The sequence below is a fragment of the Nocardia sp. NPDC058518 genome, from assembly GCF_042719655.1.
Lineage (GTDB): Bacteria > Actinomycetota > Actinomycetes > Mycobacteriales > Mycobacteriaceae > Nocardia.
In genome coordinates, this window is the sequence record NZ_JBHXNJ010000003.1 from 108,213 (window position 1) to 132,463 (window position 24,251).

Below are 24,251 nucleotides of genomic sequence, written 5' to 3' on the forward strand. Positions count from 1 at the left end.
CCGTTTTTTTTTTTTGGTGTGGGGTCGTTGTTTTTTTTTAACCCCACCCGGCCAGTTAATTGTGGGGCCTCCCCCCCCACCCGGGCCCCCCCCCCCCCTTTCCCCTCCGTGTCAGAGACCGAACGTCTTACCGATGATGTCGCGCTGGATCTCGCTCGTTCCGCCGAAGATCGTGGAGACCAGGGCACCACGGACATGCTTTTCCATGTCGAACTCCCGGGCGTAGCCGTACCCGCCCATCATCTGCATACCGGCCAGTGCGACCTGTTTGGACGTCTCGGTGGCCTTGAGCTTGGCCATCGATGCTTCGCGCGCGAAGGTCTTGGCCGGGTCGGCGTCGACCGCGGCGGCCACGCTGTAGACCAGCAGTTTGGTGCACTCGATCTCGGTCGCGAGGTCGGCTACCCGGTGCCGGAGCGCCTGGAAGGAACCGATCGGCCTACCGAACTGCTTGCGCTCACTGATGAACTGCAGCGTGTCCTCGAAGGCGCGCTCGGCAGCGCCGAGGCTCATCGCGGCCAGAATGAGCCGTTCGAAGTTCAACCCGGTCATCAGCTGACGCCAGCCGTTGCCCACCTCGCCGACCACTGCGTCCGCGGGGAGCAGACAGTCGGTGAAGTACAGGTCGTTGGTCTCCTTCTGGTTGCCCATCAGCTCGATCGGGCTGATCTTGAGCCCCGGCGTGTCGGCGGGCACATGGAACATGGTGAGTCCCTCGTGCTTGCCGCCACTGCGATCGGTGCGCACGACCAGCAGGATGTTCTCCGAGATGTGCGCGTTGGAGCACCAGGTCTTCTGACCGTTGATCAGCCAGCCGTCGTTGGTCTTCTCCGCTTTGGCGGTGATGTTGCCGACGTCGGAGCCCGCCTCCGGTTCCGACATCGAAATCGACTGCGACGCACCACGAACGATGCCGCGCAACACCGTGTCCTTCTGGGCATCGGTACCGAACTTGGCGTAGGCACCACCGGTGATGAGGGTCGGCCCGATCGCACCGATCGGCAGCATGCCGCGCAGGCTCTCTTCGAGCAGGATGCACATGTCGACCATCGTGGCGTCGGAGCCGCCGTACTCCTCGGGCACGGTCAGGCCGAGCCAGCCCAGTTCGGCCATCTTGCCGTAGACACCCGCGTTGTGCTGTTCGGCATCGTGGTCGGTGAGCGCGTCACGCTTCTCCCGGGTGCCCGCCTCACGCTTGGCGAACGCGGCGACCGCTGCCGCGAAATCCTGCTGTTCCGGGCTGAATTCGACGCCCATAGTGGTTTTTCTCCCTTGTTTCGTTGGATTGAGGATCAGCTACCGGCGCGGTAACGCATCGTGGTGACGCGGCGGATGAGCCGCATCGTCGACGCTGTCCGTGCGAATGACTGCAGTGCGACAGAGTTGATGGCGAACCGCTGACGAGCGATCGAATGCGTTCGAGTGAACTCGCGCAGCCCCTGCGCACCGTGGATGCGCCCGATGCCGGATTCGCCGACGCCGCCGAACGGCAGCGCGGGAATGGCGGCGTAGGCAGCGGGTGCGTTCACCGAGGTCGCGCCGGCGCGCAGTTGCCGCGCGATCTCCATGCCGCGCTTACGCGAGTAGACCGAGGAGGCCAGCCCGTACCGCGAGGCATTGGTCAGCGCGATCGCCTCCGCGACATCGGCGACCCCGCGCACCGTCAAGGTCGGCCCGAAGGTCTCCTCACGGACTGCGGCCGAATCCTCCGGCGCGTCGAGCAACACCACCGGTGAGACGAATGGCGCGCGTACCGAATCGCGACCACCGAACACAGCCGTCGCACCGCGCTCGAGCGCGTCGTCGATGTGCGCGGAGACCACGTCGATCTGGGCGGGCATGGTCATCGGACCGTAGGAGGACGACTCGTCGGATCCCGGCACCAGCGTACTGACGATCTTGCGAACCTCCGCCAGGAACTCGTCGAGCACCGAAGCCACGACATAGCACCGCTCGGTTCCGACGCAGGTCTGGCCGGCGTTCGCCATCGCGTTCCACACGACGCCGTCGGCCGCGGCGGCGACGTCGGCATCCTCGGCCACGATTGCCGCGTCCTTGCCGCCGCATTCGAGCAATACCGGGGTCAGCGTCGGCGCCGCGGCGGCCATGATCCGCGCGCCGGTAGCCGTGGAGCCGGTGAACGCGATCTTATCCACCCCAGAGGTCACCAGCGCAGCTCCGGTCGCCCCGTAGCCGGTGAGCACGCTCAGAATGCCTTCGGGCAGTTCAGGATTGGCAGCGGCGAAGGCTTCGACGTACCAGCGTCCCACTCCGGCGGTGTACTCGCTCGGCTTGAAGATCACGGTGTTGCCCGCGGCCAGTGCGTAGGCGATCGAACCGTTGGGGGTGTACACCGGGTAATTCCAGGGGCCGATCACGCCGACCACACCGAGCGGTCGATACTCGATCACCGCCTCGTGGTTGGCCATCATCAGGCCGGGGAACACGCGCTGGGGTGCCAGCAGCTTGCCCGCGTTGCCCGCAGCCCATTCGAGGTGTTCGACGGCGGTGATCACCTCGAGGAACGCGTCGTCGAGCGGCTTGCCGTTCTCCCGGTGGATCAGGGCGCAGAACTCGTCGATGTTGACGATCAGATGTTTCGCCCAGCGCCGCAGCGCGGCCTTTCTGTCCTTGGCGCCCAGTCCCGCCCAGCCCGGTGCGGCCGCGCGAGCGCGTGCGACGGCGTCGGCCACGGCGGCCTCGTCGTCGATCGGCCAGCGGCCGAGAACCGCACCGGTCACAGGATGGTGGGTCTCGAGAAACTGCTTGTCGACGGCCTCTGCGACCAGGGATTCAGTCATCGGCGACTTCTTTCGAAAGGAATCGGATCGGTCCCGTCTCCGCACACCCGATCACTGGATCGATCAGGGCGGGCCCAGCGGTTTTCGCGCTCGGCCCGAGTTCGTTGACAGGAACGCTCCAGCTCGGTTAAGTTAACACCCATTCTCAATAAGTTAATCACGATTCTCGCCGGATGCAAAGAGGCCATGGGTTTCCTGCCACCGGCGCAGAACTCCCGAGCGGAGAGAGGCTCAATGCTGCGCACCCGATTCACCGAGGCATTCGGTGTCGAGCACCCCATCGTGCAGGGCGGGATGATGTGGGTCGGCCGTGCCGAACTCGCGGCCGCGGTCTCAGAGGCAGGCGGTCTCGGCATCGTCACCGGTCTGACCCAGCCGACTCCCCAGGCGCTGCGCGAGGAAATCGCTCGGACCAGAGATCTCACCGACAAACCGTTCGGCGTGAATCTGACGATCCTGCCTTCGATCACACCGCCGCCCTACGCGGAGTACCGCCAGGCGATCATCGACGGCGGCGTCCCGATCGTCGAGATCGCCGGCGGCAACCCGGCGACCCACCTGCCCTACCTCAAAGACGCGGGCATCAAGGTGCTGCACAAGTGCACCAGCGTCAAGCACGCGCTCAAGGCTCAGCAAGTCGGCGTCGACGCCGTCAGTATCGACGGCTTCGAATGCGCCGGTCATCCCGGCGAGAACGACACACCGGGCTTGGTCCTGATTCCCGCCGCCGCTCGCGAGATCGAGATCCCGATGATCGCCTCCGGCGGCATCGCCGATGCTCGCGGGCTGGTCGCCGCGATGGCGCTCGGCGCGGACGGCGTCAACATGGGCACCAGGTTCCTGTGCACGGTCGAGTCGCCCATCGCGCACGTGGTCAAGGAACAGATCGTCGCCAACACCGAACTCGACACCAAGCTGATCTTCCGGACCTTGAACAACACTGCCAGAGTCGCCGACAACGCCGTCAGCCGCCAGGTCGTCGAGATCGAGCGCGGTGGCGGCACATTCGACGATGTGCGCGAACTCGTAGCAGGCGCTCGCGGCCGCAAGGTCTACGAGGACGGCGACCTCGACGCGGGCATCTGGAGTGTCGGCCAGTGTCAGGGCTTGATCCACGATATTCCCACCTGCGCGGACCTGGTGGCGCGGATCGTGCGCGAGGCCGAGACGCTCATCGCAGGTCGCCTGGCCGAGTCGATCGTCGAAACGGTGGCCCGATGAGCGAGAGCATTCTGGTCAAGGAAGAAAGTGGCGTCCTGCGCCTGACGATCGACCGGCAAGCACGGCTGAACGCGATCGATCTCGAAGCGATGACCGAACTGGGCGATCTCATCAGCGCTGCCGCGGCCCGGCCCTCCGTTCGGGTGATCGTGCTGACCGGTGCGGGCAAAGCGTTCTGCACCGGCGCCGACCTGGCCGCGGCCGCCGCCGCGGGCGGCAACGAGGCCTCACCACAGGTCGTGATGGACACCGCCAACGCCCTGATCCGCGCGATCATCGCTGCACCGACTCCGGTGATCGCGCGGGTCAACGGGCCCGCCGCCGGCGTCGGCGCCTCGATCGCGCTGGCCGCCGATCTCGTCTACGCCGCCGACAGCGCGTACCTGCTGCTGCCGTTCACCTCCATCGGCCTGATGCCCGACGGCGGTGCAACGGCGGTCGTCGCCGCCGCCATGGGTCGTGCCAGGGCCGCGGAAATGGCGCTGCTGGGTGCTCGATTGCCCGCCGCCGACGCCGCTGCGGCGGGCTTGATCACCCGATGCGTACCCGCCGCCGCACTCGACGATCAGATCGACGCCGTCGCCGCCCAACTCGCGGCGGGTCCTCGTCGCGCGCTGCAACTGACGAAAGCTGCCATCAACGCGGCGACGCTGACCGAACTCGACGCCGCACTCGCGCGTGAGAAGGACGGACAGATCGAGCTGCTGACCTCCGCGGACTTCCTCGAAGGAATGACCGCGATGCTGACCCGTCGCGCGCCGAACTTCACCGGCGCCGTGCATCCGATCGCCGAACCGGCCTAACCCTTTCCGCGCCTTCGAGGAGACGACGATGTCCACAGAACCCCTGCGCTCGCGCCGCAATCACTGGATGAACCAGATCGCGATCCATGCCACCACCATCCCGGACGCTCCCGCCTTGCGTTACCTCGGCAAAACCACCAGCTGGGGTGAACTGCACTGGCGGGTGGGCCGGTTGTCCGACGCGCTCGACCGCCGCGGCGTCAAGCCCGGCGACCGCGTGATGATCCTGATGCTCAACAACACCGAGTACCTCGAATCGGTGTTCGCGATCAACACGCTGGGCGCTATCGCGGTGCCGGTGAACTTCCGGCTGACTCCGCCCGAGATCGCCTTCCTGGTCGCCGACAGCGGCGCCACGGTGATCATCACCGACGCGGTGCTCGCCCCCCTCGCCGCAGCGGTAGCCGTCCAATCCCCTGACCTGAGTACTCGGATCGTGGTCGGCGCACCGAGCGGCGACGGCACTGTCGGCTACGAGGACCTCATCGCCGAGACCGGCGAACCGCACGAGCCACGCGATATCGCCGAAGACACCGCCGCACTGATCATGTACACCTCCGGTACCACCGGAAACCCCAAGGGCGCGGTCCTGACCCACCTGAACATGAGTTCGCAGGCGCTCACCTGCATCCGCGCCATGCGCTACAGCGCCGACGACATCGCCTTCTGCGCGTCGCCGCTGTTCCACATCGCCGGTTTGGGCAGCGTCGCGTCGTGTTTCGTCCTCGGTGCGTTGACGGTGATCCATCCGCTCAAAGCCTTCGACGCAGGTGAAGTGCTCGATGCCTGGGAGAGCGAGCGGGCGACTTCGGTGTTCCTCGTGCCCGCCCAGTGGCAGGTGGTGTGCGCCGATCCGACTGTCGCACAGCGTGATCTGCGGCTGCGGGTGATCAGCTGGGGCGCTGCCCCGGCCTCCGACACTGTGCTGCGCGCCATGGCGGAGACCTTCCCGAACGCGCTCAACGTGGCGGTCTTCGGGCAGACCGAGATGTCGCCGATCACCTGTGTCCTCGACGGCGAGGACGCGATCCGCAAGCTCGGCTCTGTCGGCAAGCCGATCCCCACCATCGCCACCCGGGTCGTCGACGACGAGATGAACGATGTCGCCCAGGGCGAGATCGGCGAAATCGTCTACCGCGGACCGACTTTGATGCGCGAGTACTGGAACAACCCGCGCGCGACCGCCGACGCGTTCGCGGGCGGCTGGTTCCACTCCGGTGATCTCGTCCGCCTCGACGAGGAAGGCTTCGTCTACGTCGTCGACCGCAAGAAGGACATGATCATCTCCGGCGGCGAGAACATCTACTGCGCCGAGGTGGAGAACGTGCTGTTCGCGCACCCGCGGATCAGAGAGGCAGCGGTGATCGGCCGTGTCGACGACAAATGGGGCGAAATCCCGGTCGCGATCGTGGCCGTGGAGGACGCCGATGACATCGGTCTCGCCGACCTCGAACCGCACCTCAACGCCCATCTCGCCCGGTACAAGCACCCGAAGGACCTCGTGGTGGTCGACGCCCTGCCGCGCAACGCGGGCGGCAAGGTCGTCAAGCACGAACTGCGCAAACTGCACGGCTCGACGGGCTTGACACCCGCAGCCACCAGCTGAGTCAACCCGATTCCGCTGCGAATTCCGGCGGTGGTCTCCTCGGCAGCCGAGCCGTGGAGACCACCGCCGATTTGTATGAACTCCCACAGCGTCACTGATTCGATCACAATAGATTGCCGGTTATTTGTGTCGATTAATCGCTGAATTCGACTGCGCATTCTCACCTTGGAGTCATCGCATCGAATGATGCTACTGTTCATTCCGCATCGAGAATTGGAACATGATGCACCCGCACGAGCGGCCGCCGACGTAGCCGGTTCGCTCGTGCGGACCCACCTCCCCTACCGCGCCCGATAATTCGCCACAGCTCCACCCATCGCTTTGCTCTAGAGCAGCCGGCCGCTCCGGCGTCTGGTCGGCGCGGAAAGGGATACCATCGATGACAATCCCCTCCGACAATGCCGAATGGCGGCCATCGCTGCACGATGTGGCATCGTTGACCGATCAACTCGTCACCCATTTCATCGACGATGTGGCGCAGTGCGATGTTTCGCCCGGCACGCCGATGGCATCGAGAATCGTAGCGATCACCCGGATATCCCTCGAGATCGCGCAAGGAATGCTGGAGGGACGCGATGTCACACACGAACTCGGAGAACTCGCCATAATCGCCGCGGGATTGGCGTGCGACAGCGTACCCATCGACCTCGTCCTGCACGGTTTCCATGAAGGCGTGCGGATCGTTGTCGGCCAGTTGTTCGTCCAGTACCTGGATTGCACCCGCGAGACTGTGATCGATGGATTCCAGATCGCCATGGCCATCAACGATCAACTCTGCATGACAGTTACGCACGCGTACATCGGCGAGCACGGCGGAGCGACATGCGGACAGGACGCCGAGCGGACCCTCACTTCCGCTCTGCTGGCCGAACAATGGGCACCCGCCACAGCCCGCACATGCGGCATACCTATCGCTGACACGTACTCGGTGCTCGCCATCGCGATGCGCGCGAACCCGGACGCGGGGATTGCCTTGCACTACCTGCACAGGTTGCGGAAAGCTCTGACACAACACAGCGACGGGCAGGGTCTGGCACGGCTGTCGATCGACGGCGGGACCGTTCTCATCCCGACCGAGGCGGTCGCCGAGCACGAACTCGACGCGCTGGTCGCAGCGCTGGCGGAGGCGGCGCGCGTCGAGCTCGTCGCAGCGGTGGTGACCGCGCCCGCCGCCGACGTCGCGTCAGCCGCGAAGACCGCACACGAAATACTCGATGTCGTCGAGCGACTCGAATGCGCACCGGGCCTCTATCGTTTCGGTCAACTCGCCTTGGAGTACCAGCTTTCCCGGCCAGGTCTTGGCCTTTCCCTGCTCGGTGAGTTACTGGCGCCGCTGGATGAGTATCCCGAATTGTGGAAGACCTTGCGGGTGCACATCGCCAACAACCTGAACCGGGTGCAGACCGCGCGGATCTTGAATATCCACACCAATACCGTCGACTACCGACTTCGCCGAATTGCCCGGCTCACCGGGCTCAACCCGGCGCGGGCATCGGATCTGTGGCAGTTGCGGTCGGCGATGGTCGCGCGAGAATGCCGCGATGACAACCCCAGATAATGATGGAGCCTACGGAGATGTTCAGCAGCATCGGGTGGAGCGAGACGATCATTCTGGTCGTCGCCGCCCTCATCATCATCGGCCCGGAGCGGCTGCCGGGCGCACTGCGCTGGACGGTCACCAGCGTGCGCCGACTACGCGACTTCGCCGGTGACGCGACAACACACTTGAAACAGGAAATCGGCCCGGAGTTCGAGGAATTGCGCAAACCTCTCGCCGAGCTCGACAAGATGCGCGGCATGTCCCCACGATCGCTCGTCACCCAGCATCTTTTCGATGGCGATGATTCGATACTGCGTGACATCGAGAACGCACTACCCACCACCGAAGATCTCAACGTTGCCGACGGGCCCGCTCCCGGTCCCGCGGCGATCGAACCACCGACCTCGTCGGCGCCGCCCGGGTGGCAGACCACCGACTACACCTGAAAGGCCGCAACTCATCCGGGTACCTAGTCGAGTGGGATCAGGGTCATTCGGAGAGATTGTTCATTTCCCGGACGGTGGCAGCGGATCAGCCGGAATCAGCGGATCGGGCGCACTCAGGTCCGAAGCCGTCTCGTCGTCGAGCAGACCATCGCCGTCGGCCACGTCGCGCCTGCGGCGGCGCTTGTCATTGATTCGAGCGAACTGCACCGCGATTTCGAACAGCACAGTCAACGCGACAGCCAGAACCAGCATCGAAATCGGATCCTGCGGCGTGACGACCGCGGCGAAGACGAAGAGACCGAAGATCATTCCGCGCCGCCATGCCCGCAGCCGCGCGTAGGTGAGCACGCCGATCACGTTCAATCCGATGATGATCACCGGCGTCTCGAAGCTGACACCGAAGATGATCAGCAACTGGATGATCAGGCCGAAGTATTCCGACCCGCTCAACGTGGTGATCTGCGCCTCGTTGCCGATTTCGAGCAGGAAGCTCAACGCGTGTGCGACAACGAAATACGCGAGTACCGCGCCTGCCGTACGGCCCGAGCAACACATCACCCAGGCTCTGGATTCCGAGAACTGCATGCGCGTACCAATAGACTCCGAGCGCAGTCGTGACCGCGACAGCGGCCATCGAGATCAGCAGCCTGGCACGCAACTCTTGGAGATGTTGGACCAGTGACATCGTGCCGTCAGGATTGGCCCGGCGCTTGGCGCGGAGCGAGTCGATCGACATTCGCATGGTGGTAGGGCCTTTTGCGTTCTCGGCTCGGTCGACGACAGCGGGGTACCGAAGTGAGCAGTCGCCCACTTCGGTACCGGCACAACGCTCAGAGCGTCTTCGTCGGGCGAACTACCGGTTCGGCGAAGGGCGTCGCCGGTGCTTGCGCCGTTGCGGGCAGCCCTATGTTCTCGCGGGCCGACCGCTCGTTCGCCGCGTCTGCGTCGTCGGACTGCATTCGACTCACCTCGCTCTTGAAGATCCGTAGCGAACGCCCCAGCCCGCGAGCGGCATCCGGCATACGCTTCGCACCGAAGAACAGCACGAAGACAGCTGCGACTATCAACCAATGCCAGGCGCTGAACTGACCCATCATTACCTCCTATATCGACATGCTGGACTGGGAACCGACGCAAAACTGCCGACTCACATCGCATTCCACGCGAGCGCAGGAATCTGGTCAGGCGTTGCCGTGCCGACCACTCGATGCCTGTCGCACGATGACAGTGCGGCCTGCACTATTTCTCCTGATAGTTCGCCTTACGCACGACCAGCGCCGATTGCAGATACCAGAGCCCATCGGCCGATGAAGGATCGAAGCCCGTCAGTTTGCGGATACTTTTCAGCCGGTAATCGATGGTGTTCATATGAACACTGAGCTGTCGCGCGGTTCGGCGACGGTTCAGATTGTTTTCGAGGTGCGTGCACAAGGTTTCCATCAGGATCGGATGATCGTCGAGGGGGTTCAGAATCGCATCGAGATGCCTGCGCACGGCAGATGGCCTGGTCAGCTGATATTCGACCGCCAGATCAGCGAAACGGAACAGGCCAGGTGGGCGCTGAATTCTCTGGACGAGATCCAAGAGTTCGCACAGCTGATCAACGGTTTCCGGAACTTTCGCAGGCGGCGACTCCGCGCAGGTCGCGGTCACATCGACGCCGGCCGCCGCGGAGAGCACAGCCAACAACGTGTCGAGGTCCCGCGTTTCAGCCGACGGAATGAGTATGACACCACCGCGCACATCGAGCCGCGACAACGCACGCACCGAACCATGGCGATCCAGGGCCGCCCGGATATTTCGGATCATCCGCCGGACATCCATCTGCGTAACAAATGTGTCGGACTTGTCGTCAGGTCCGGATGGAAAATGTACCGCCAGCACGGAATAGCTCGCGGCGACCTCGAAACCACTGCACCGCGTCACCGTCGACGTTTCCCGCCCTGCGAGCAACGCAACCGCCAAGGCGTTCCTCACCCGTTGATCCTCGACGACCTCGGCCTCGAGATGGTCGGTGTACGCGAGTGATATCGCCGCCGTCACGCTGTCGAGCATTTCGTTCGCCAGTTGGCGCACGACCGTGAGCTTCTGTTCTTCGGTGCCGACCACGCCCGACGCGATCCGCTCCAGACTCGTGGTGAATCCCTGATCGATCGCCTGATCGATCACTTCGCCGGGCACCTCGGCACGCGCCCGTGTCGACCCAGCGATGCGATGTCGAACGGTATCGCCGCGTCCACGGGCCGGAAGTGTGGCCAGGACACCGCCGTTGACGCCACCGGGGCGCGTAGCCATGCTCTCGAGCATTCGGGAGACCAACTCGTCGGCGAGTGCCCGGACTCTGATGGAGGACTCCGCCGTGGCCACACGGGGCCGCGCAGAATCGATTCGGGGTGAATAGTCGGTAGTCATCTTTGACTTCCTCACTGCGTTCAACGTCGCCTCTCGGCGGCGATGGCTGGCAAACAGTCTCCCATGCCTGAGACACCAACACAAGGTTATGTTAATGCCTATTCCGAACAATTGAGGTCGGTGTTTGTCGACAACCGTCCACCGTGCGCACCCCCCTCGCGCACCCCGATGCTGGTGGCGGCCTCAACTCAGCCAACTGAACTGCGTATAGCCAGGCCAAAGTCAGGCAAACTGCAACGCGAGGCTCCCCGAACAAACTGCTTCAAACCCGAGACAGGCTGGCTCATCGGCGATAAGTTACTGCCAATTCATAGCAGCCGGGTGCCTCCGGCAACTGTCACCGACCACCTTTAGGTGACGTTCGCGAAACGAGGACTCCCACCATGGACGAACCGGATCGACGCAGCACGTCTGCATCCGACAACGATGCCGATGCATCGCGTGAAAGCCCGCCGCTCTACGAGCGGATCGGCGGTCACGATGCCGTGGAGACGGTCGTCGACGACCTCTACCGACGCGTCCTCGCCGATGAGCTGTTGTCGCCGTTCTTCGCCGGCACCGACCTCACCCGCATGAAGGGTCGGCAGGTCGAATTCTTCGCTGCGCTACTCGGCGGACCCGTGCCCTACGTCGGCGCATCCATGCGAACCGTTCATCGAGGCCGCGGCATCACCGTAGGCCATTTCAGCCTGGTCGCAGGCCATCTCACCGATGCGCTCATCGCAGCCGGGCTCGATCGAGAACTGACAGACCACGTGATCAGTGCGGTCGCACCGCTGGTCGGTGACATCGCCACGTCTCGGCAGTCACCCACCCCGCCGTGAACCACGGGTGGACGAACACAGAGGAAGACGCGGCCCGGACCTCACTGCGGATCGACGCTCTCGAGCTCGCGACGAAGCAGTTTGCCAGTGGCATTGCGTGGCAACTCGTCTACGAACACCACATCCCGCGGGACCTTGTGTCGAGCGAGGGTCGCTTTCACGTAATCCTTTACCTGCTGTGCGTCGCACGACGCACCGGGTGCGGGCACGACGAACGCGCGCAGGCGTCTTCCGAAGTCGCGATCGTCTACCCCCACAACGGCCGCCTCGAGGATGTCCGGTCGTTCTACGAGCAGGTTTTCGACCTCGAGCGGAAAGACGTTCTCCCCGCCGGAAACGATCATGTCGTCGTCGCGACCATCGATGAACAGTCTTCCCGCCGAATCGAAATGGCCGACATCGCCACTGGACTGCATTCCGTCGACGATCTCCTTACCGGTGCCGTCGGTATAGCCGCCGAAACTCAGTGCGCTGGCAACGAAGATGGTGCCGACCACGCCCGGTTCGGTGATCCGACGGCGGTCGTCATCGTAGATCGCGACCCGACAGCCCACGGGTGGACGGCCCACGGTGCCAGGCGCTTCCCGCATATCGCCGGGCGTGGCGACGGCTGCCACCGCGACCTCCGTCGAGGCATAAAGATTGTAGAGCACCTCACCGAACGCCAGCGCGGTGCGCCTGCTCAGGTCGGGCGAAATGGCGGATCCGGCCGCGAAGATCACCTTCAGCGAGGAGGTGTCGCATTCGGCCAGCGCGGACTCGCCCAGATCGACGATGCGCTGCAACATCGTCGGTACCAGGACCAGTGTGCTCGCGCGATGGCGTTCGATATCGGCCAGCGTGCGGCGTGGGTCGAATTTGCGCTGCTGCAAGATGATCGTGCTTCCGAGCGCCCAACCGAGGATCAGCTGCGAGAGACCGGTGCCGTGGAACGCCGGTGCCGCGAGCACAGTCGTACTCGCCTTCGGCAAGGGGATCCGGTCGAGGAACTGCGCCGATTGCAAGGGCGACACTTTGCCTCGCGGTGCACCTTTCGGCGTTCCGGTCGTGCCGCTGGTGAGTACCACGATCCCGCCGGGCTGTGTGGGACTCGCCGGCGGTCGGGTGGGTCGGCCCGCTCGGACATCGTCCAGCGTGGGCTGCCCGTGGTTCACCCAGCCGTCATCCATGGTCAGAATCATTGGTAACTTATTGGGAAGATCATCGAAGCGGTGGAGGAACTCGGCGTCGAGCAGGATCGCACCCACGTTTTCGCGCTCGGCTACCGACACCAACTGCGGGCCTGCCATTCCCGTATTGAGCAACACGATTCGCGCACCCAGCTTGCCCGCGGCCAGCAGCGACAAGACCATCCCCCGATGGTCCCGACACAGTGCGCCCAGCACGGTGCCACTCGTGATCCCCCGCGCGGCAAGGCCGTTGGCCACCGCGTTCGACATGCGATCGAGCTCCGCGAAGGTCAGCGGCCCCTGCCCGTCGACAATGGCCGTGGCGGCACCGTCGCGGCGAGCCGCGTGCGCGAACGCGGTGGCGACAGGACCGAGCACTGCCGCATCCCTGGCGGTTCGCAGCAGCTCCACCGGGTGTCGCAGTTCGATCGCGCCACTTCTGCGCAGGACTCCGACGGCGGACAAGCCGTCAGCCATCGTTCTGATCAGGGCCACAGGCATGCTCGGGATCACCGGCATGGGTACCTCCGAAGGGTTCGAGTACTCGGACAAGCGATCGGAATCCAGGCACCGACGGCCGATGACGATCGTAGACTGCCCAGGAACCATTAGTAACTTAATCCGACCGAAAGTGCCGAAAAGCATTGTGGAGGTCCAACCTCTGGTGAGAACATGAGTGCGTGATTCTCTCATTCTTTCGAACCGGAGGTCGGTCATGACCCGTTCAGCAAGAGCTGGTCGGCCGCACGATGTCTCCGACGACATCGCGCGCCGACACCGCTACCTCAACGGTGTCGGCGCGTTGCTGGGCGGCCCGGCGAACGTGATCATGCAGCTGAGCCTGCCGCCGGTGGGGCGCGGCGTAGTGGAAAGCGTCGTCGAATCGGGCAGCTACGCGACACGGCCGGCCAAGCGCGGCCGGACCACGCTCACCTACCTCGCTGTGGCGATGATCGGAACCGACGAGGATCAGGCGGCATACCGTGCCGCGGTGGGCACCGCGCACCGTCAGGTGCGCTCGGGACCGCACAGTCCTGTTCGGTACAACGCCTTCGACCCCCAGCTGCAACTGTGGGTAGCCGCCTGCCTGTACCGAGGCGTCCTGGATACGGTGAACCTGCTCTTCGGCGGGATGAACGAGCAGGATGCCGACGAGATGTATCGCGATGCCGCCAGGTTCGGGACAACGCTGCAGATGCCGGCCGAACTGTGGCCGGCCGACCGCGCGGCCTTCGACCGATACTGGGACTCGATGCTCGGCGATCTGTCCTTCGACGACGAAGTCCGCACCTACCTGCTCAACTACGTGGTCGAGTTGGCGGCATGGCGTCGGGGCGTCCGCGTGGCGTTCGGTCGGGCGAATCGCTTCTTCACCACTGGGTTTCTGCCACAGCGGTTCCGCGACGAGTTGGGCCTGCCATGGAGCCCACGCAGGCAGCGCGTGTTCGAAATCGTGATGCGCACGCTCGGCCGGCTGCTCGAGGTGCTGCCGGACGCTTGGCGAGCTCAGCCCTTCGAGCGCTACCTGGACGACATGCGTGAGCGTCGATCTCAGGGCAAGAATCTGATCTGAGCAGAGGCAAACGTTGCATCGGGCCAGATCCTCGGTCGCTTTCCCTCATCGCTGCGGCGATTTCGTTGTCACTCTGCCCGAGGCATTCCAAGCGACGGTATCGCTGGGAGGGGATGCCACAGCGTTGCGGAGTCACGACCGAACAGCTCAGTTCTCCTGGCGGCAATATGGAGACGCTGTGCGTGACATCGCGTGCGGCCTGCTCGAACTGTCGGTCGAGAAGGGTGAGACGATCGGCCTGATGTTGGCGAACAGGCCGGAATTCCACTTGGTCGACGCGGCCGCTCTACATGTAGGCGCCACGCCGTTCTCGATCTACAAAACGATGGCTCCCCAGCAGATCGCCGAAGTGTGTGCCAATGCCGAAAACCGGATCATCGTCACCGAGAGCCGGTTCCTGCCCGCGCTCCGGCAAGCAGGGGTGACATTCGAGGTCATCGTCTGCGTCGACAGCCCGATACGCGGAACGCTGTCGCTGGAACGACTCGCCGGAATGACAGCGAAGGCGCATATTTTCGAGTCGGTCTGGCGCGACGTCCGACCTGACGACCTCGCGACGATCAGCTACACCTCCGGTACGACCGGCTCACCGAAAGGTGTGGAGTTGACGCATGCCAACGTACTTGCCCAACTGACAGGGCTCGCCGGACATCTGCCCGTAGGTCCTCAGGATCGGATCCTGTCGTACTTGCCGGCCGCCCATATCGCAGACCGGGTCACCGCTCACTACGGCGCGATGGTCCGTGGTGTTCAGGTCACGACCCTCGATGACCCCACACGCTCGGCAGAGGCGATGTCCGACACGCGCCCGACGATCGTGTTCGGGGTTCCGCAGGTGTGACAGAAGACCAAATCCGCGATAGAGGGTGGAATCGACGCTCATCCGAGCGCGACAGTCCGAAAGATCAGCCGTTGGGCGCTGACTGTTGGGCAGCGCTCAGCGACCGCGCGCATCGAAGGAAACCGACCCGGTCCAGGGCTGCGAATTCGGTCCCGATTGGCCGATCGGTTCGTGCTGCGTCCGGTTCGACGGGCAGCGGGCATGGATGCCGTCCGTTTCGCGGTTTCGGGTGCCGCGCCGTTGTCCCGGGACACGATCCAGTTCTTTCACGCACTCGGAATCCCCTTGACCCAGGTCTGGGGGCTCACCGAGGCCACCGGTGTCTGCACCACGACTTCGTCGGCCACTCTGCCGGCAAGCTCGGTCGGGACGCCGTTGCCCAGCATCGAAATGCGACTCGGTATCGATGGCGAGATCGTCGGGCGCAAGAGCGAGATGATCATCACCGATGAGGGCGACAATATTTCTCCGGCCATCATCGAAAATGCCATCGCCGCCGCGTCTTTCCTGATCGGCCATGTGATGGTGATCGGTGAGCAGCGGCCATATCTGACAGCGCTGATCACGCTGGACGAAGAGGCTATCGCCGCCGATGCCCGACTGGCGCAGGTCGAGCCGGCAACGCTTGATGTTCTCTGCGAGAGACCCGGAGTTCGCGAAGCGGTATCCGAGGCCGTTCGCGCCGCGAATTCCACAGTATCGGGGCCCGAGCAAGGCCATAGAGGTAGCACCACCGCCATGAGTCCGAACCGCGCTCGTTCCCTCGGACCCAACAGGCGATGGGCGGCCGATCATGCTCGCCACAGCTGACTCCCCGACCGGGATACGACGATATTGGGGACGACGGCGTTAGCGGAGAGCCGAGTGATGGCCAGCACCAGTTCAGCGATATCGCCGGTGGTGAGCATCGCCGCGCGGTCGAGTTCCGCGCGTTTCCACGCAGTCATGTCGGTGTCGACATAGCCGGGTGAGATCGCTGTCGCGCTGACGCCGTTCGCGGATTCCTCCAGCGAGATGGTTTCGCAGAGTGACACCAACGCGGCTTTCGACGCCCCGTAGGCGGCCAAGCCCGGCTCGCCCGCGACGCCGGTGATCGACGCCAGCGCAACAATTTTCGCACCTGCGCCGGGGTTGTCCTTCGCCGTCTTGCGCAGCAATGGCAGGCAGTGCTGCACAAGGGTCAGGGGGCCGCGAACGTTGATGTCGAACATGCGGTGGTAGCCGGCGGTGCTCATCGTCGCTACCGGACCGGCGGTGCCGGTGCCTGCGCAGTGCACCAAGACGTCCAGACGACCGAACCGGTCGGCGTGAGTATCGGTGAGCTGCAGCAACTGGTCGGGATCGTTCATGTTCGCGATCACCGTCTCCACGTCGACACCGTGGTCGAGGCGCAGCTCTCCGGCAATGCTGTCCAGGACCGCCTTGTCGCGGGCAGCGAGCGTGAGGTCGTAGCCGAGTTCGGCCAGGCGCCGTGCGACCTCCGCACCGATTCCTCGCGAACCACCGGTGATCAGGGCACAACGCCGATCCGTCATCGCTGCGGACATTTGTGACTCCTCACTCGCTGCCGCCGACGGTCGGCGACCAGTCTCACAAGTTAATCATGATTCTCGTACATCCGGCCGGGACGCCCGAGATTCGAAATGCGCGGCGTATCGTTGCACTTTTGCCACTAAGTTAGTCATAATTCCTGATAGTTTCCTTCGTCGCCTCGCGCTCTCCGGCGGATCGGCCATACAGAGAAGCAACCCAGGACCCAACCTGTCACAAGTACACACCCCTATACAGTGCGGTTTCTCTTCAGCATCGGCCCGAGGCAACAGGACTCGACACCCGCCGACCGGAGTCAGCGGCCCGGCTCCACGCCACACTGTCTATCCAAGTTACTCACTATCCCTGCAACATCGACCCTTTGGCCGGTGACCGGCCCGACCGTACCCGAGCCCGGTATACGCCCAGCGAGATCGGAAGAGTCCACAGGTCAGAGGCTCCTACTCAATACTTCACACCGCGCCTCACCCCTCGAGCCCGAACCGCAATCAAGCGCCGATCCGCATAACGTGGACACAGCGCTCCCCCCCTGTTAAGTTACTCACTATTCTAGGCTGTTCCAGTGAGCGAATCGAGTGCTCGCGCTGCGGCCTGGGAGTCTGATCGTGCTCAATGAGGAGTAATGTCATGGATGGACTCAATAGGCGTAATGCGCTGAAGGCCGGCGGAATGCTCGGCGTTGTCGGCACCATCGGATTGGGTGCGACCGCACGGGCAGCCCCGTGGACGTGGTCGCCAGAAGGATCGGTGGCCGGATCCGGATCCGGTGCCGACCCGTTGACGGTATGGGATCCCGAAGCCGACGAGCTCGTCGCCGGACTCATCGATCGCGGCGAAGTCCCCAAGATCAACGAACAGTTGCGGACCTGGACCAAGAACGGTCAGGCACTGCCCGCCGGCTTGCCCTCGGAGTTGCGCGACTTCATGGAGTACGCGCGCCGACTGCCGCAGTGGACCGACCAAGGCAAGTTGGATACCGCGATCGCGTTCAACAAGAAGCGCGGTCTGTATCTCGGTGTCCTGTACGGATTCGCCAGCGGCATGATGAGCACCGTCATCCCGAAAGAGGCGCGTGCGGTCTATTACTCCAAGGGCGGCCACGATCTCAAAGACCGCATCACAAAAACAGCGAAACTCGGGTATGACATCGGTAGCGCGAATGCCTATGCCGCCGACGGGGAAATGATCGTCACCTGCGTCAAAACCCGACTGGTGCACGCGGCGGTGCGTCACCTGTTGCCGCAGTCCCCGCACTGGGTGCACTCCGCGGAGGAGGACATCCCGATCAGTCAGAACGACATCATGGTCACCTGGCACAGCCTGCCGACGACCGTGATGAAGCACCTCAATTCTTGGAAAGTGCCGATTCCGGCACACGAATCGGAAGCTTTCCTGCACTCCTGGCAGGTCGCCGGGCACCTGCTGGGCGTACGCGACGAATACATCCCCAAGTCATGGCCCGACGCCAATTCCCAAGCGGCGCAAATCCTCGATCCCATCATCGCGCCGACGCCGGAGGGCGCCAAGCTGGCGGATCGGCTCCTCAGCCTGGGCGCCAACATCGATCTGTCGATTCTGAGTAAGCCGGTACTCGGCGCATTCACTCGTTTCCTGCTCGGCGACAAGATCGCTGACGGGCTCTCGATTCCGCGGGAACCGGTCTGGGATCCCCTGCTCCAAGTCGCTTGGGGTCCGTTCATCGCCGTGCGTGAAGGACTGCTCACCGTGGTCCCGCCGCTCGAGGACCCCTACTGGCTCCTCGACGAATTCCTGCGCAAGGCCGCCCTGATCTATCTGGCCGAACTGCGCCTGCCGATCAGCATCGAACTCCCGACGATGAACCGCGATATGAGCAAGCCACCGCGCTGATCTGTCGGCGAATTCTGCACCAACCCAATTTCAGGGAGTTCCCACTCCCCAGCAAGGAGCACGAAATGCGCAACACCCTTCGTATCGCCGCAGCCTCGGTCGCGGTAGCAAGCCTCGTCGGAGCCGCGGCGGGCACGGCGGTAGCCGAGACAGGCTCATCGGCAGCCGACGCGGGCTCTGCCGCGGCGAACTCGGCCGCGCTACTGGCCGGGCAAGGTGACATCATCGGATTGATCGTCCTGCTCGGCGTCACTCCGTTTCAAATCCTGACCGGTGGCGTCTGCGATCTGGCGACAGCGACAGGTTCGGCGAGCCCGTGCACGCCGGGAGCCAAGCACTACTGAAAAGCTCCTTTCTCGAGAACCGACAATGCGAGACAGTTCAGTCGCACGCGCAGAAGCACCGCCATGGATGCCGAAACCGGTCTCGGCGTCCGGGATTCGCGAAGTGCTCGATTACTTCGGGAAGTGCCCGTCTTGCGGCTATCCGGCGCGGGCCAGCACGCACACCGTCTACTACAGCGACGGATCGACCACCGCGATGGTGACCGGCATGTGCGAGTCACCCTGCGGTTGGACCGGGCCGGTCGAACTGACCACGATGACCGACCGGCGCCGGTTCGAGCAGCCGGATTGACGACACCGACATGATGCCGCAGACATAGGTTCGGCGCATCGGGCGCGATGCATCGCACCCGGTGCGCCGAACCTGTTACCTCTCAACCAACTCCGGCCTCTCTCGCCACGGCCGACCCCGCGGACCGCCGCTGACGCCGACCGAGCCGCGCAGACAAAGTTGCCCGATGTCGTGGCACCGCAATGTAGTCGGACTACGCTGGCCGCCATTGCCGCCCATCGATGAATTGAGGGGATCAGCGTGACCAGCAGCGAATTCGCGTACACCGGGTGCGACAACCTGGAGGCGATGACCGAAGCGGTCAACTACAACAAGTTTCTGATCGACTGTGTGGATAAACATGTCGCGTCGCCGGATCTGCGCATACTCGACTTCGGTGCTGGTCGGGGCACCTATGCCGATATGCTGGCCGAGCGGCGGATCATCCCGGATTGTCTCGAACCCGACGCCGAGTTGCAGAAATTGCTGCTGTCGAAGGGCTACAAGGTCGTCGATTGCGAGGCCGAGCCGTCCGAGTCCGAAATGTACAGTCTCATATATTCTTTCAACGTTTTCGAGCACATCAAGAACGACCAGGAAGCCTCGGAACACCTCACCTCACTGTTGCGGCCGGGCGGGACGCTGGTGATCTATGTGCCCGCGCTCGAGATGCTGTTCACGTCGATGGACACGAAGGTCGGGCACTACCGGCGCTACCGCCGGACCCAGCTCGAGCGCATTCTGCGCAATGCGGGCCTGGAGATCGTGGAGTCGCGCTACTGCGACCCGATCGGCTTCTTCGCCACCTTGGCCTACAAGATCGTCGGCAGCGACGACGGCACGATCAACACGCGAGCACTGAAGTTCTACGACCGGGTGCTGTTCCCGCTCAGCAAGCTGTTGCAGGTCGGCACCGGCAAACTCTTCGGTAAGAACATTCTCGTCGTCGCCACGAAGTCCTGACCGCCGGGCCGAGGAGGCCACGCGCGAAAATCCGGTCGGTTCGACGGCCATCCGAGTCGGTGGGCCAGCCGAACTCCGTTGCGTCCAAACCAGTGCGGCTCCCGCCGCCTCGACGGAAGTGACGAAAAGACCATGCGATCGATGCGCAGTGCCCTCATGGCGGCAGTACTCCTCGGCTCGGTGCTCGGCGCCTCTGCCTGTGGTTCCGACGACGACTCGAGCACCACCGCACCCACCTCCTCCGCGCCGATGACATCGGCGCCCACCACCTCCGGCGCTGCCGCCGCTTCGGGCCTGGTCGGTCAGGGGTGCGCGGAATACGCCGCCCAGGTTCCCAGCGGTCCCGGCTCGGTCAGCGGAATGGCACAGGACCCGGTGGCCACCGCCGCGTCCAACAACCCGATGCTCACCACCCTCGTGGCGGCGGTCTCGGGCAAGCTCAACCCCGAGGTCAACCTGGTCGACACCCTCAACGGCGGCCAGTTCACCGTCTTCGCGCCCGTCGACTCCGCCTTCGCGAAGATCGATCCGGCCACCATCGAGTCGTTGAAGACCGACTCGGCCACGCTCACCAAGATCCTCACCTACCACGTGGTTCCCGGCCAGATCGCCCCGCAGTCCATCGCGGGTACGCACAAGACCGTCGAAGGCGCTGATGTCACGGTCAGCGGTTCGGGCAACAGCATCAAGGTCGGCGACGCGAACGTGATCTGTGGTGGCGTCGGCACGGCCAATGCCACCGTGTACATGATCGACAGCGTGCTCATGCCGCCTGCAGCCTGATGTCGGCGATGATGGCGCCGCTGAAGCTCGTAACATCGGACGAGAAATATCTCGGCGGCGCCCATCCGGACGTGTGGGCTGGCCGAAGTCCCTCTTATGCCGATGCGAGCAGGAACCACACGATGACGAACCGGCCGGGCTCCTCACCGATCCGCCTGCGAGCGGTCGCCGATCCGGCGACCGCTTGCCCGGCGGGTGCCAAGCCCGACTATGCCGCCCAAGCCCGGCTGGTAACACTGCTCGGTGACGTCGCGGCCGGTGATCGTGCGGCGTTCGCCGAGTTCTACCGTGCCACCAGCTCCCGGGTGTTCGGTCTCGCGCTGCGGGTGGTGCGCAACCACGGCGCCGCCGAGGACATCGCCCAGGAGGTGTTCCTGCAGGTCTGGTCGCTGGCACCGGACTACGACGCCACCAAGGCCAGTCCGATCGGCTGGCTGCTGATGCTGACCCATCGGCGCGCGGTCGACCGGGTGCGGGCCGAGCAATCGGCCACCAGTCGCGACCTCGTCTTCGGCCATGCCAACCTCGGCTGCGACCACGACATCGTGTCCGAGGAGGTGATCCAGCGGCTCGACGAACAGTCGGTGCTGGATTGCCTGGAGACCATGACCGAACTGCAACGCGAGGCGGTGGCGCTGGCTTACTACAGCGGGCGCACCTATGTCGAGGTCTCCGAGACCTTGGCCGTGCCGTTGCCGACGGTGAAGAGCCGGATCAGAGACGGCTTGAAGAGACTCGAAAATTGTTTGACCGGAGGGAATTTCCGATGAGCGAGACAGATCGGCGGACCCCTTGGTCATGGATGGACGAGGCCTACCCCTACGCACTGGACGCGATGGACCCCGAGCAGCGGCACGCTCTGGACGAATGGCTCCTCGCTGCCGGACCCGACCGCGCGGCGGAGTTCCACGCCGCCGTGCGCCGCATTCAGGAGACCATCGCGGCGCTGACCGTGTTCGACTCGGTGCCACCGCCAGCGCGACTGGAATCCGCGCTGATGCTGGCTTTGGACCAACACGATTCGCGCAGGCATCCACTCGCGCGCCGCGGCGGTCTCGGCCGGAGCTGGCATGTGCGGTGGTTGACCGTCGCGGCGGCGGCCATCGTGGCTGTCGGCGCCGGGGTCGGCATCGCGGCCGTGATCGAACGCGCGGATGAGGGGTCGAAAGCGGTCACGGCACAGCAAGTGATCGACCGGCCCGACAGCCGCGAGTCCTCGGTCGGTGTGCCCGGCGGCGGGTCGATGACGGTGTCCCAGTCGAAGGAGCTCGGCGCCGCCGCGGTGTCGTTCAGCGATATGCCCACGCTGCCCGCCGACCGCACCTACCAGCTGTGGTTGGTGCCGCCCGCGGGCACACCGAAGTCCGTGTCGGTGATGGATGGTTCGGCCTCGGTCGTCACCGCCGTCGATGCCGCCGACACCCTCGCGGTGACAGTCGAGCCCGCCGGTGGCTCGCCAGGTCCGACCACACCGGTGATCGTCAGCATGACTGTCGGCTGACCCGCTCCGGCGGGTCGTGCCGGCACTCGATACCTCAGGAGTGACAGCATGATTCGCCGCATCGGGTTCACGCATCGGCCGATGAGCCGCACGGCGGCGGCCGCCGCAACTACGGCTGCCGCCGCCGTCGTCCTCGGGGTCGGGCACCTCGTGGCCGCCTTCATCGATCCGGCTTCCTCGCCGTTCTTCGTACTCGGCGCGACGGTGGTCGACCGGACGCCGAAGTGGCTCAAGGACAGTGCCATTCGCTGGTTCGGTACGAACGACAAACTGGCACTGGCTATCACGATGGGTGTGGTCATGGTGGCGGCGGCCGCGCTGATCGGCCAGGTGACCCGCCGCAAGCTCGCGCTGGGAGCTTGCGGCCTGGGCGGTCTCGGCCTCGTCGTGGCGGTTCTGGCGCTGTCGAGGCCGACCGCCACGCCATTGTTCGCCATCCCCGCCGTCGTCGGTACGTGTGCGGGGATCGCGGCGCTGTGCGCGCTGTTCCTCGTTCCGGCCGATGCCGGTCGGCAGGCGGGGCCCACCCGTCGCGGGTTCCTGCTGGCGCTGGGAGTAGTGGTTGCCGGTGCCGCCGCGGCGGGCACCGCGGGGCGGATCATCGGTCAGCGACTGCGCGATATCGGCGCCGACCGAGCGGCTTTCGTCCTTCCCCGCGTGGCCGATCCCATCCCGCCGGTCGCGCCCGAGATGGATCTCGCGGTTCCCGGTTTGACCCGATTCATCACTCCGGCTGCGGATTTCTATCGCATCGACACCGCGTTGCAGCTTCCGTCATTGACCCGCGATCGGTGGCGGCTGCGTATCCACGGGATGGTTGACCGCGAAATCCGGCTCGACTTCGACGAATTGAGCGCCCGGCCTGCCGTCGAATCACTCATCACGCTCACCTGTGTCTCGAACGAAGTCGGCGGCGGCCTCGCCGGAACCGCGACCTGGACGGGCTACCGCCTCGCTGATCTGCTGAGGGAAGCAGGCCCGGCTCGCGATGCCGACATGCTCCTGTCGCGCAGTATCGACGGATTCACCGCGAGCACCCCGTTGGCCGCCATCCTCGACAATCCTGACGCACTGCTCGCCGTCGCGATGAACGGCGCCGCCTTGCCCGTGGCCAACGGCTACCCGGCACGGATGATCGTGCCCGGTCTCTACGGCTATGTCTCGGCCACCAAATGGGTGGTCGACCTCGAACTCACCCGCTTCGACCGCGCCGCGGCGTACTGGACCGAACGTGGCTGGGCCGACCGTGCGCCCATCAAGACCGCGTCCCGGATCGATGTCCCCGCCGCGTTCGCGAACCTGCCCGCCGGACCGGTGACCGTCGCCGGCGTCGCCTGGGCACAGGGCCGCGGTATCACCGCCGTGGAAGTCCAGGTCGATGACGGCCCCTGGCAGCAGGCCACGCTCGGCGCCGCGTACTCCATCGACACCTGGCGCCAATGGACCTGGGTGTGGAACGCCTCCCCCGGAACTCACGCGCTGCGAGTGCGCGCCGTCGATGCCACCGGCACGGTGCAGACCGACGTTCGGACCACACCGTTCCCCGATGGTGCCACCGGACGGCATTCCCGGGTGGTGACAGTGCGCTGACCCCGAGGCACGGCACAGACACGAAGTGCCGGGTGGCCCCGGGGCGGGGCTAGGGGCGCGGTGTTGGAAGTTGGCCGGGGGGGGGGGGCGTTGGGGGGGGGGCCGCCCCCCCCCCCCCGGCACCCCCCCCGGTGTTTGGTTGG

At 64.8% G+C, this 24,251-nt stretch carries 23 protein-coding genes and 1 pseudogene; 17 read left to right on the plus strand and 7 right to left on the minus strand.

What is annotated here, in order from left to right; translation table 11 throughout:
• Positions 1-111 precede the first annotated feature (111 nt).
• Positions 112-1,257: an acyl-CoA dehydrogenase family protein gene (locus tag ACFWPX_RS07570; protein WP_378914346.1), complete on the minus strand. Its 1,146-nt coding sequence runs from the start codon at positions 1,255-1,257 to the stop codon at positions 112-114.
• A 35-nt stretch (positions 1,258-1,292) separates the two neighbouring features.
• Positions 1,293-2,801: an aldehyde dehydrogenase family protein gene (locus ACFWPX_RS07575; protein ID WP_378926675.1), complete on the minus strand. Its 1,509-nt coding sequence runs from the start codon at positions 2,799-2,801 to the stop codon at positions 1,293-1,295.
• A gap of 234 nt (positions 2,802-3,035) precedes the next feature.
• Between ACFWPX_RS07575 and ACFWPX_RS07580 the strand changes: the two genes are divergently transcribed.
• The 5 genes from ACFWPX_RS07580 (at position 3,036) to tatB (ending at position 8,417) form a co-directional block, all read left to right on the plus strand.
• Positions 3,036-4,022 (plus strand): NAD(P)H-dependent flavin oxidoreductase, encoded by a 987-nt coding sequence (locus ACFWPX_RS07580; protein WP_378926676.1) that lies wholly within the window; start codon positions 3,036-3,038, stop codon positions 4,020-4,022.
• Complete coding sequence (locus tag ACFWPX_RS07585; protein ID WP_378914343.1) at positions 4,019-4,825, plus strand: enoyl-CoA hydratase-related protein; 807 nt, start codon at positions 4,019-4,021, stop codon at positions 4,823-4,825. The genes ACFWPX_RS07580 and ACFWPX_RS07585 overlap by 4 nt, the downstream gene beginning before the upstream one ends.
• A gap of 28 nt (positions 4,826-4,853) precedes the next feature.
• Complete coding sequence (fadD5, locus tag ACFWPX_RS07590; RefSeq protein ID WP_378926677.1) at positions 4,854-6,431, plus strand: fatty-acid--CoA ligase FadD5; 1,578 nt, start codon at positions 4,854-4,856, stop codon at positions 6,429-6,431.
• A gap of 379 nt (positions 6,432-6,810) precedes the next feature.
• Positions 6,811-7,989: a PucR family transcriptional regulator gene (locus ACFWPX_RS07595; protein ID WP_378926678.1), complete on the plus strand. Its 1,179-nt coding sequence runs from the start codon at positions 6,811-6,813 to the stop codon at positions 7,987-7,989.
• A gap of 17 nt (positions 7,990-8,006) precedes the next feature.
• The gene (tatB, locus tag ACFWPX_RS07600; protein WP_378926679.1) at positions 8,007-8,417 is read left to right on the plus strand and encodes a Sec-independent protein translocase protein TatB; all 411 of its coding nucleotides are present in this window, start codon (positions 8,007-8,009) and stop codon (positions 8,415-8,417) included.
• Between the two features lie 60 nt (positions 8,418-8,477).
• Here tatB and ACFWPX_RS07605 read toward each other — a convergent pair.
• The 3 genes and pseudogenes from ACFWPX_RS07605 to ACFWPX_RS07615 form a co-directional block, all read right to left on the minus strand.
• Positions 8,478-9,159: pseudogene (locus ACFWPX_RS07605) on the minus strand (twin-arginine translocase subunit TatC).
• Positions 9,160-9,247: 88 nt separating this feature from the next.
• A complete protein-coding gene (gene tatA / locus ACFWPX_RS07610) occupies positions 9,248-9,511 on the minus strand; it encodes a Sec-independent protein translocase subunit TatA (RefSeq protein WP_378926680.1) in 264 nt (87 codons plus the stop codon).
• Positions 9,512-9,656: 145 nt separating this feature from the next.
• The gene (locus ACFWPX_RS07615) at positions 9,657-10,829 is read right to left on the minus strand and encodes a PucR family transcriptional regulator (RefSeq protein ID WP_378926681.1); all 1,173 of its coding nucleotides are present in this window, start codon (positions 10,827-10,829) and stop codon (positions 9,657-9,659) included.
• A gap of 383 nt (positions 10,830-11,212) precedes the next feature.
• Here ACFWPX_RS07615 and ACFWPX_RS07620 point away from each other — a divergent pair, with 383 nt between their 5' ends.
• Positions 11,213-11,653 carry a group 1 truncated hemoglobin gene (locus ACFWPX_RS07620; protein ID WP_378914337.1) on the plus strand — a complete coding sequence of 147 codons (441 nt, stop codon included), beginning with the start codon at positions 11,213-11,215 and terminating at the stop codon, positions 11,651-11,653.
• A 41-nt stretch (positions 11,654-11,694) separates the two neighbouring features.
• On the opposite strand, the gene ACFWPX_RS07625 is transcribed toward ACFWPX_RS07620, so the two are convergent.
• Entirely contained in the window at positions 11,695-13,341 is a 1,647-nt protein-coding gene (locus tag ACFWPX_RS07625; RefSeq protein ID WP_378926965.1) for an acyl-CoA synthetase, read from the minus strand.
• Between the two features lie 196 nt (positions 13,342-13,537).
• On the opposite strand from ACFWPX_RS07625, the gene ACFWPX_RS07630 reads away from it, so the two are divergent.
• The 3 genes from ACFWPX_RS07630 (at position 13,538) to ACFWPX_RS07640 (ending at position 16,046) form a co-directional block, all read left to right on the plus strand.
• Positions 13,538-14,395, plus strand: coding sequence for an oxygenase MpaB family protein (locus ACFWPX_RS07630; protein ID WP_378914335.1), 858 nt, complete (start codon positions 13,538-13,540; stop codon positions 14,393-14,395).
• Between the two features lie 13 nt (positions 14,396-14,408).
• A complete protein-coding gene (locus ACFWPX_RS07635) occupies positions 14,409-15,236 on the plus strand; it encodes an AMP-binding protein (protein WP_378926683.1) in 828 nt (275 codons plus the stop codon).
• A 201-nt stretch (positions 15,237-15,437) separates the two neighbouring features.
• A complete protein-coding gene (locus ACFWPX_RS07640; RefSeq protein WP_378926684.1) occupies positions 15,438-16,046 on the plus strand; it encodes an AMP-binding protein in 609 nt (202 codons plus the stop codon).
• Here the strand turns inward: ACFWPX_RS07640 and ACFWPX_RS07645 are convergent.
• Complete coding sequence (locus ACFWPX_RS07645) at positions 16,028-16,783, minus strand: SDR family NAD(P)-dependent oxidoreductase (RefSeq protein WP_378926685.1); 756 nt, start codon at positions 16,781-16,783, stop codon at positions 16,028-16,030. The two genes, ACFWPX_RS07640 and ACFWPX_RS07645, sit on opposite strands and share 19 nt — an antisense overlap.
• A 631-nt stretch (positions 16,784-17,414) precedes the next feature.
• On the opposite strand from ACFWPX_RS07645, the gene ACFWPX_RS07650 reads away from it, so the two are divergent.
• From ACFWPX_RS07650 to ACFWPX_RS07685, 8 genes are all read left to right on the plus strand, one after another.
• Positions 17,415-18,656: an oxygenase MpaB family protein gene (locus ACFWPX_RS07650; protein ID WP_378914332.1), complete on the plus strand. Its 1,242-nt coding sequence runs from the start codon at positions 17,415-17,417 to the stop codon at positions 18,654-18,656.
• Between the two features lie 65 nt (positions 18,657-18,721).
• The gene (locus ACFWPX_RS07655; RefSeq protein ID WP_378914331.1) at positions 18,722-19,000 is read left to right on the plus strand and encodes a hypothetical protein; all 279 of its coding nucleotides are present in this window, start codon (positions 18,722-18,724) and stop codon (positions 18,998-19,000) included.
• A 67-nt stretch (positions 19,001-19,067) separates the two neighbouring features.
• The gene (locus ACFWPX_RS07660) at positions 19,068-19,292 is read left to right on the plus strand and encodes a hypothetical protein (protein ID WP_378926686.1); all 225 of its coding nucleotides are present in this window, start codon (positions 19,068-19,070) and stop codon (positions 19,290-19,292) included.
• Positions 19,293-19,532: 240 nt separating this feature from the next.
• Positions 19,533-20,234 carry a class I SAM-dependent methyltransferase gene (locus tag ACFWPX_RS07665; protein ID WP_378926687.1) on the plus strand — a complete coding sequence of 234 codons (702 nt, stop codon included), beginning with the start codon at positions 19,533-19,535 and terminating at the stop codon, positions 20,232-20,234.
• A gap of 141 nt (positions 20,235-20,375) precedes the next feature.
• On the plus strand, positions 20,376-21,017 hold the full coding sequence (locus ACFWPX_RS07670) for a fasciclin domain-containing protein (protein ID WP_378926688.1): 642 nt from the start codon (positions 20,376-20,378) through the stop codon (positions 21,015-21,017).
• A 122-nt stretch (positions 21,018-21,139) separates the two neighbouring features.
• Entirely contained in the window at positions 21,140-21,787 is a 648-nt protein-coding gene (gene sigK, locus ACFWPX_RS07675; RefSeq protein WP_378926689.1) for an ECF RNA polymerase sigma factor SigK, read from the plus strand.
• Positions 21,784-22,518, plus strand: coding sequence for an anti-sigma factor domain-containing protein (locus tag ACFWPX_RS07680; protein WP_378921342.1), 735 nt, complete (start codon positions 21,784-21,786; stop codon positions 22,516-22,518). Before sigK ends, ACFWPX_RS07680 begins: the two co-directional genes overlap by 4 nt.
• A gap of 48 nt (positions 22,519-22,566) precedes the next feature.
• On the plus strand, positions 22,567-24,108 hold the full coding sequence (locus tag ACFWPX_RS07685) for a molybdopterin-dependent oxidoreductase (protein ID WP_378926690.1): 1,542 nt from the start codon (positions 22,567-22,569) through the stop codon (positions 24,106-24,108).
• Positions 24,109-24,251: the final 143 nt, after the last annotated feature.

Bases quoted from the DNA above. Each gene is read 5' to 3' on its own strand.
- ACFWPX_RS07660 (WP_378926686.1), top strand. From the start codon at position 19,068: ATGCCGAAACCGGTCTCGGCGTCCGGGATTCGCGAAGTGCTCGATTAC.
- sigK (WP_378926689.1), top strand. From the start codon at position 21,140: ATGACGAACCGGCCGGGCTCCTCACCGATCCGCCTGCGAGCGGTCGCC.
- ACFWPX_RS07585 (WP_378914343.1), top strand. From the start codon at position 4,019: ATGAGCGAGAGCATTCTGGTCAAGGAAGAAAGTGGCGTCCTGCGCCTG.
- ACFWPX_RS07615 (WP_378926681.1), bottom strand. From the start codon at position 10,829: ATGACTACCGACTATTCACCCCGAATCGATTCTGCGCGGCCCCGTGTG.
- ACFWPX_RS07625 (WP_378926965.1), bottom strand. From the start codon at position 13,341: ATGCCGGTGATCCCGAGCATGCCTGTGGCCCTGATCAGAACGATGGCT.
- fadD5 (WP_378926677.1), top strand. From the start codon at position 4,854: ATGTCCACAGAACCCCTGCGCTCGCGCCGCAATCACTGGATGAACCAG.
- tatB (WP_378926679.1), top strand. From the start codon at position 8,007: ATGTTCAGCAGCATCGGGTGGAGCGAGACGATCATTCTGGTCGTCGCC.
- ACFWPX_RS07580 (WP_378926676.1), top strand. From the start codon at position 3,036: ATGCTGCGCACCCGATTCACCGAGGCATTCGGTGTCGAGCACCCCATC.
- ACFWPX_RS07640 (WP_378926684.1), top strand. From the start codon at position 15,438: ATGGATGCCGTCCGTTTCGCGGTTTCGGGTGCCGCGCCGTTGTCCCGG.
- ACFWPX_RS07685 (WP_378926690.1), top strand. From the start codon at position 22,567: ATGATTCGCCGCATCGGGTTCACGCATCGGCCGATGAGCCGCACGGCG.
- ACFWPX_RS07620 (WP_378914337.1), top strand. From the start codon at position 11,213: ATGGACGAACCGGATCGACGCAGCACGTCTGCATCCGACAACGATGCC.
- tatA (WP_378926680.1), bottom strand. From the start codon at position 9,511: ATGGGTCAGTTCAGCGCCTGGCATTGGTTGATAGTCGCAGCTGTCTTC.
- ACFWPX_RS07595 (WP_378926678.1), top strand. From the start codon at position 6,811: ATGACAATCCCCTCCGACAATGCCGAATGGCGGCCATCGCTGCACGAT.
- ACFWPX_RS07645 (WP_378926685.1), bottom strand. From the start codon at position 16,783: ATGTCCGCAGCGATGACGGATCGGCGTTGTGCCCTGATCACCGGTGGT.
- ACFWPX_RS07575 (WP_378926675.1), bottom strand. From the start codon at position 2,801: ATGACTGAATCCCTGGTCGCAGAGGCCGTCGACAAGCAGTTTCTCGAG.
- ACFWPX_RS07650 (WP_378914332.1), top strand. From the start codon at position 17,415: ATGGATGGACTCAATAGGCGTAATGCGCTGAAGGCCGGCGGAATGCTC.
- ACFWPX_RS07680 (WP_378921342.1), top strand. From the start codon at position 21,784: ATGAGCGAGACAGATCGGCGGACCCCTTGGTCATGGATGGACGAGGCC.
- ACFWPX_RS07570 (WP_378914346.1), bottom strand. From the start codon at position 1,257: ATGGGCGTCGAATTCAGCCCGGAACAGCAGGATTTCGCGGCAGCGGTC.
- ACFWPX_RS07630 (WP_378914335.1), top strand. From the start codon at position 13,538: ATGACCCGTTCAGCAAGAGCTGGTCGGCCGCACGATGTCTCCGACGAC.
- ACFWPX_RS07670 (WP_378926688.1), top strand. From the start codon at position 20,376: ATGCGCAGTGCCCTCATGGCGGCAGTACTCCTCGGCTCGGTGCTCGGC.
- ACFWPX_RS07655 (WP_378914331.1), top strand. From the start codon at position 18,722: ATGCGCAACACCCTTCGTATCGCCGCAGCCTCGGTCGCGGTAGCAAGC.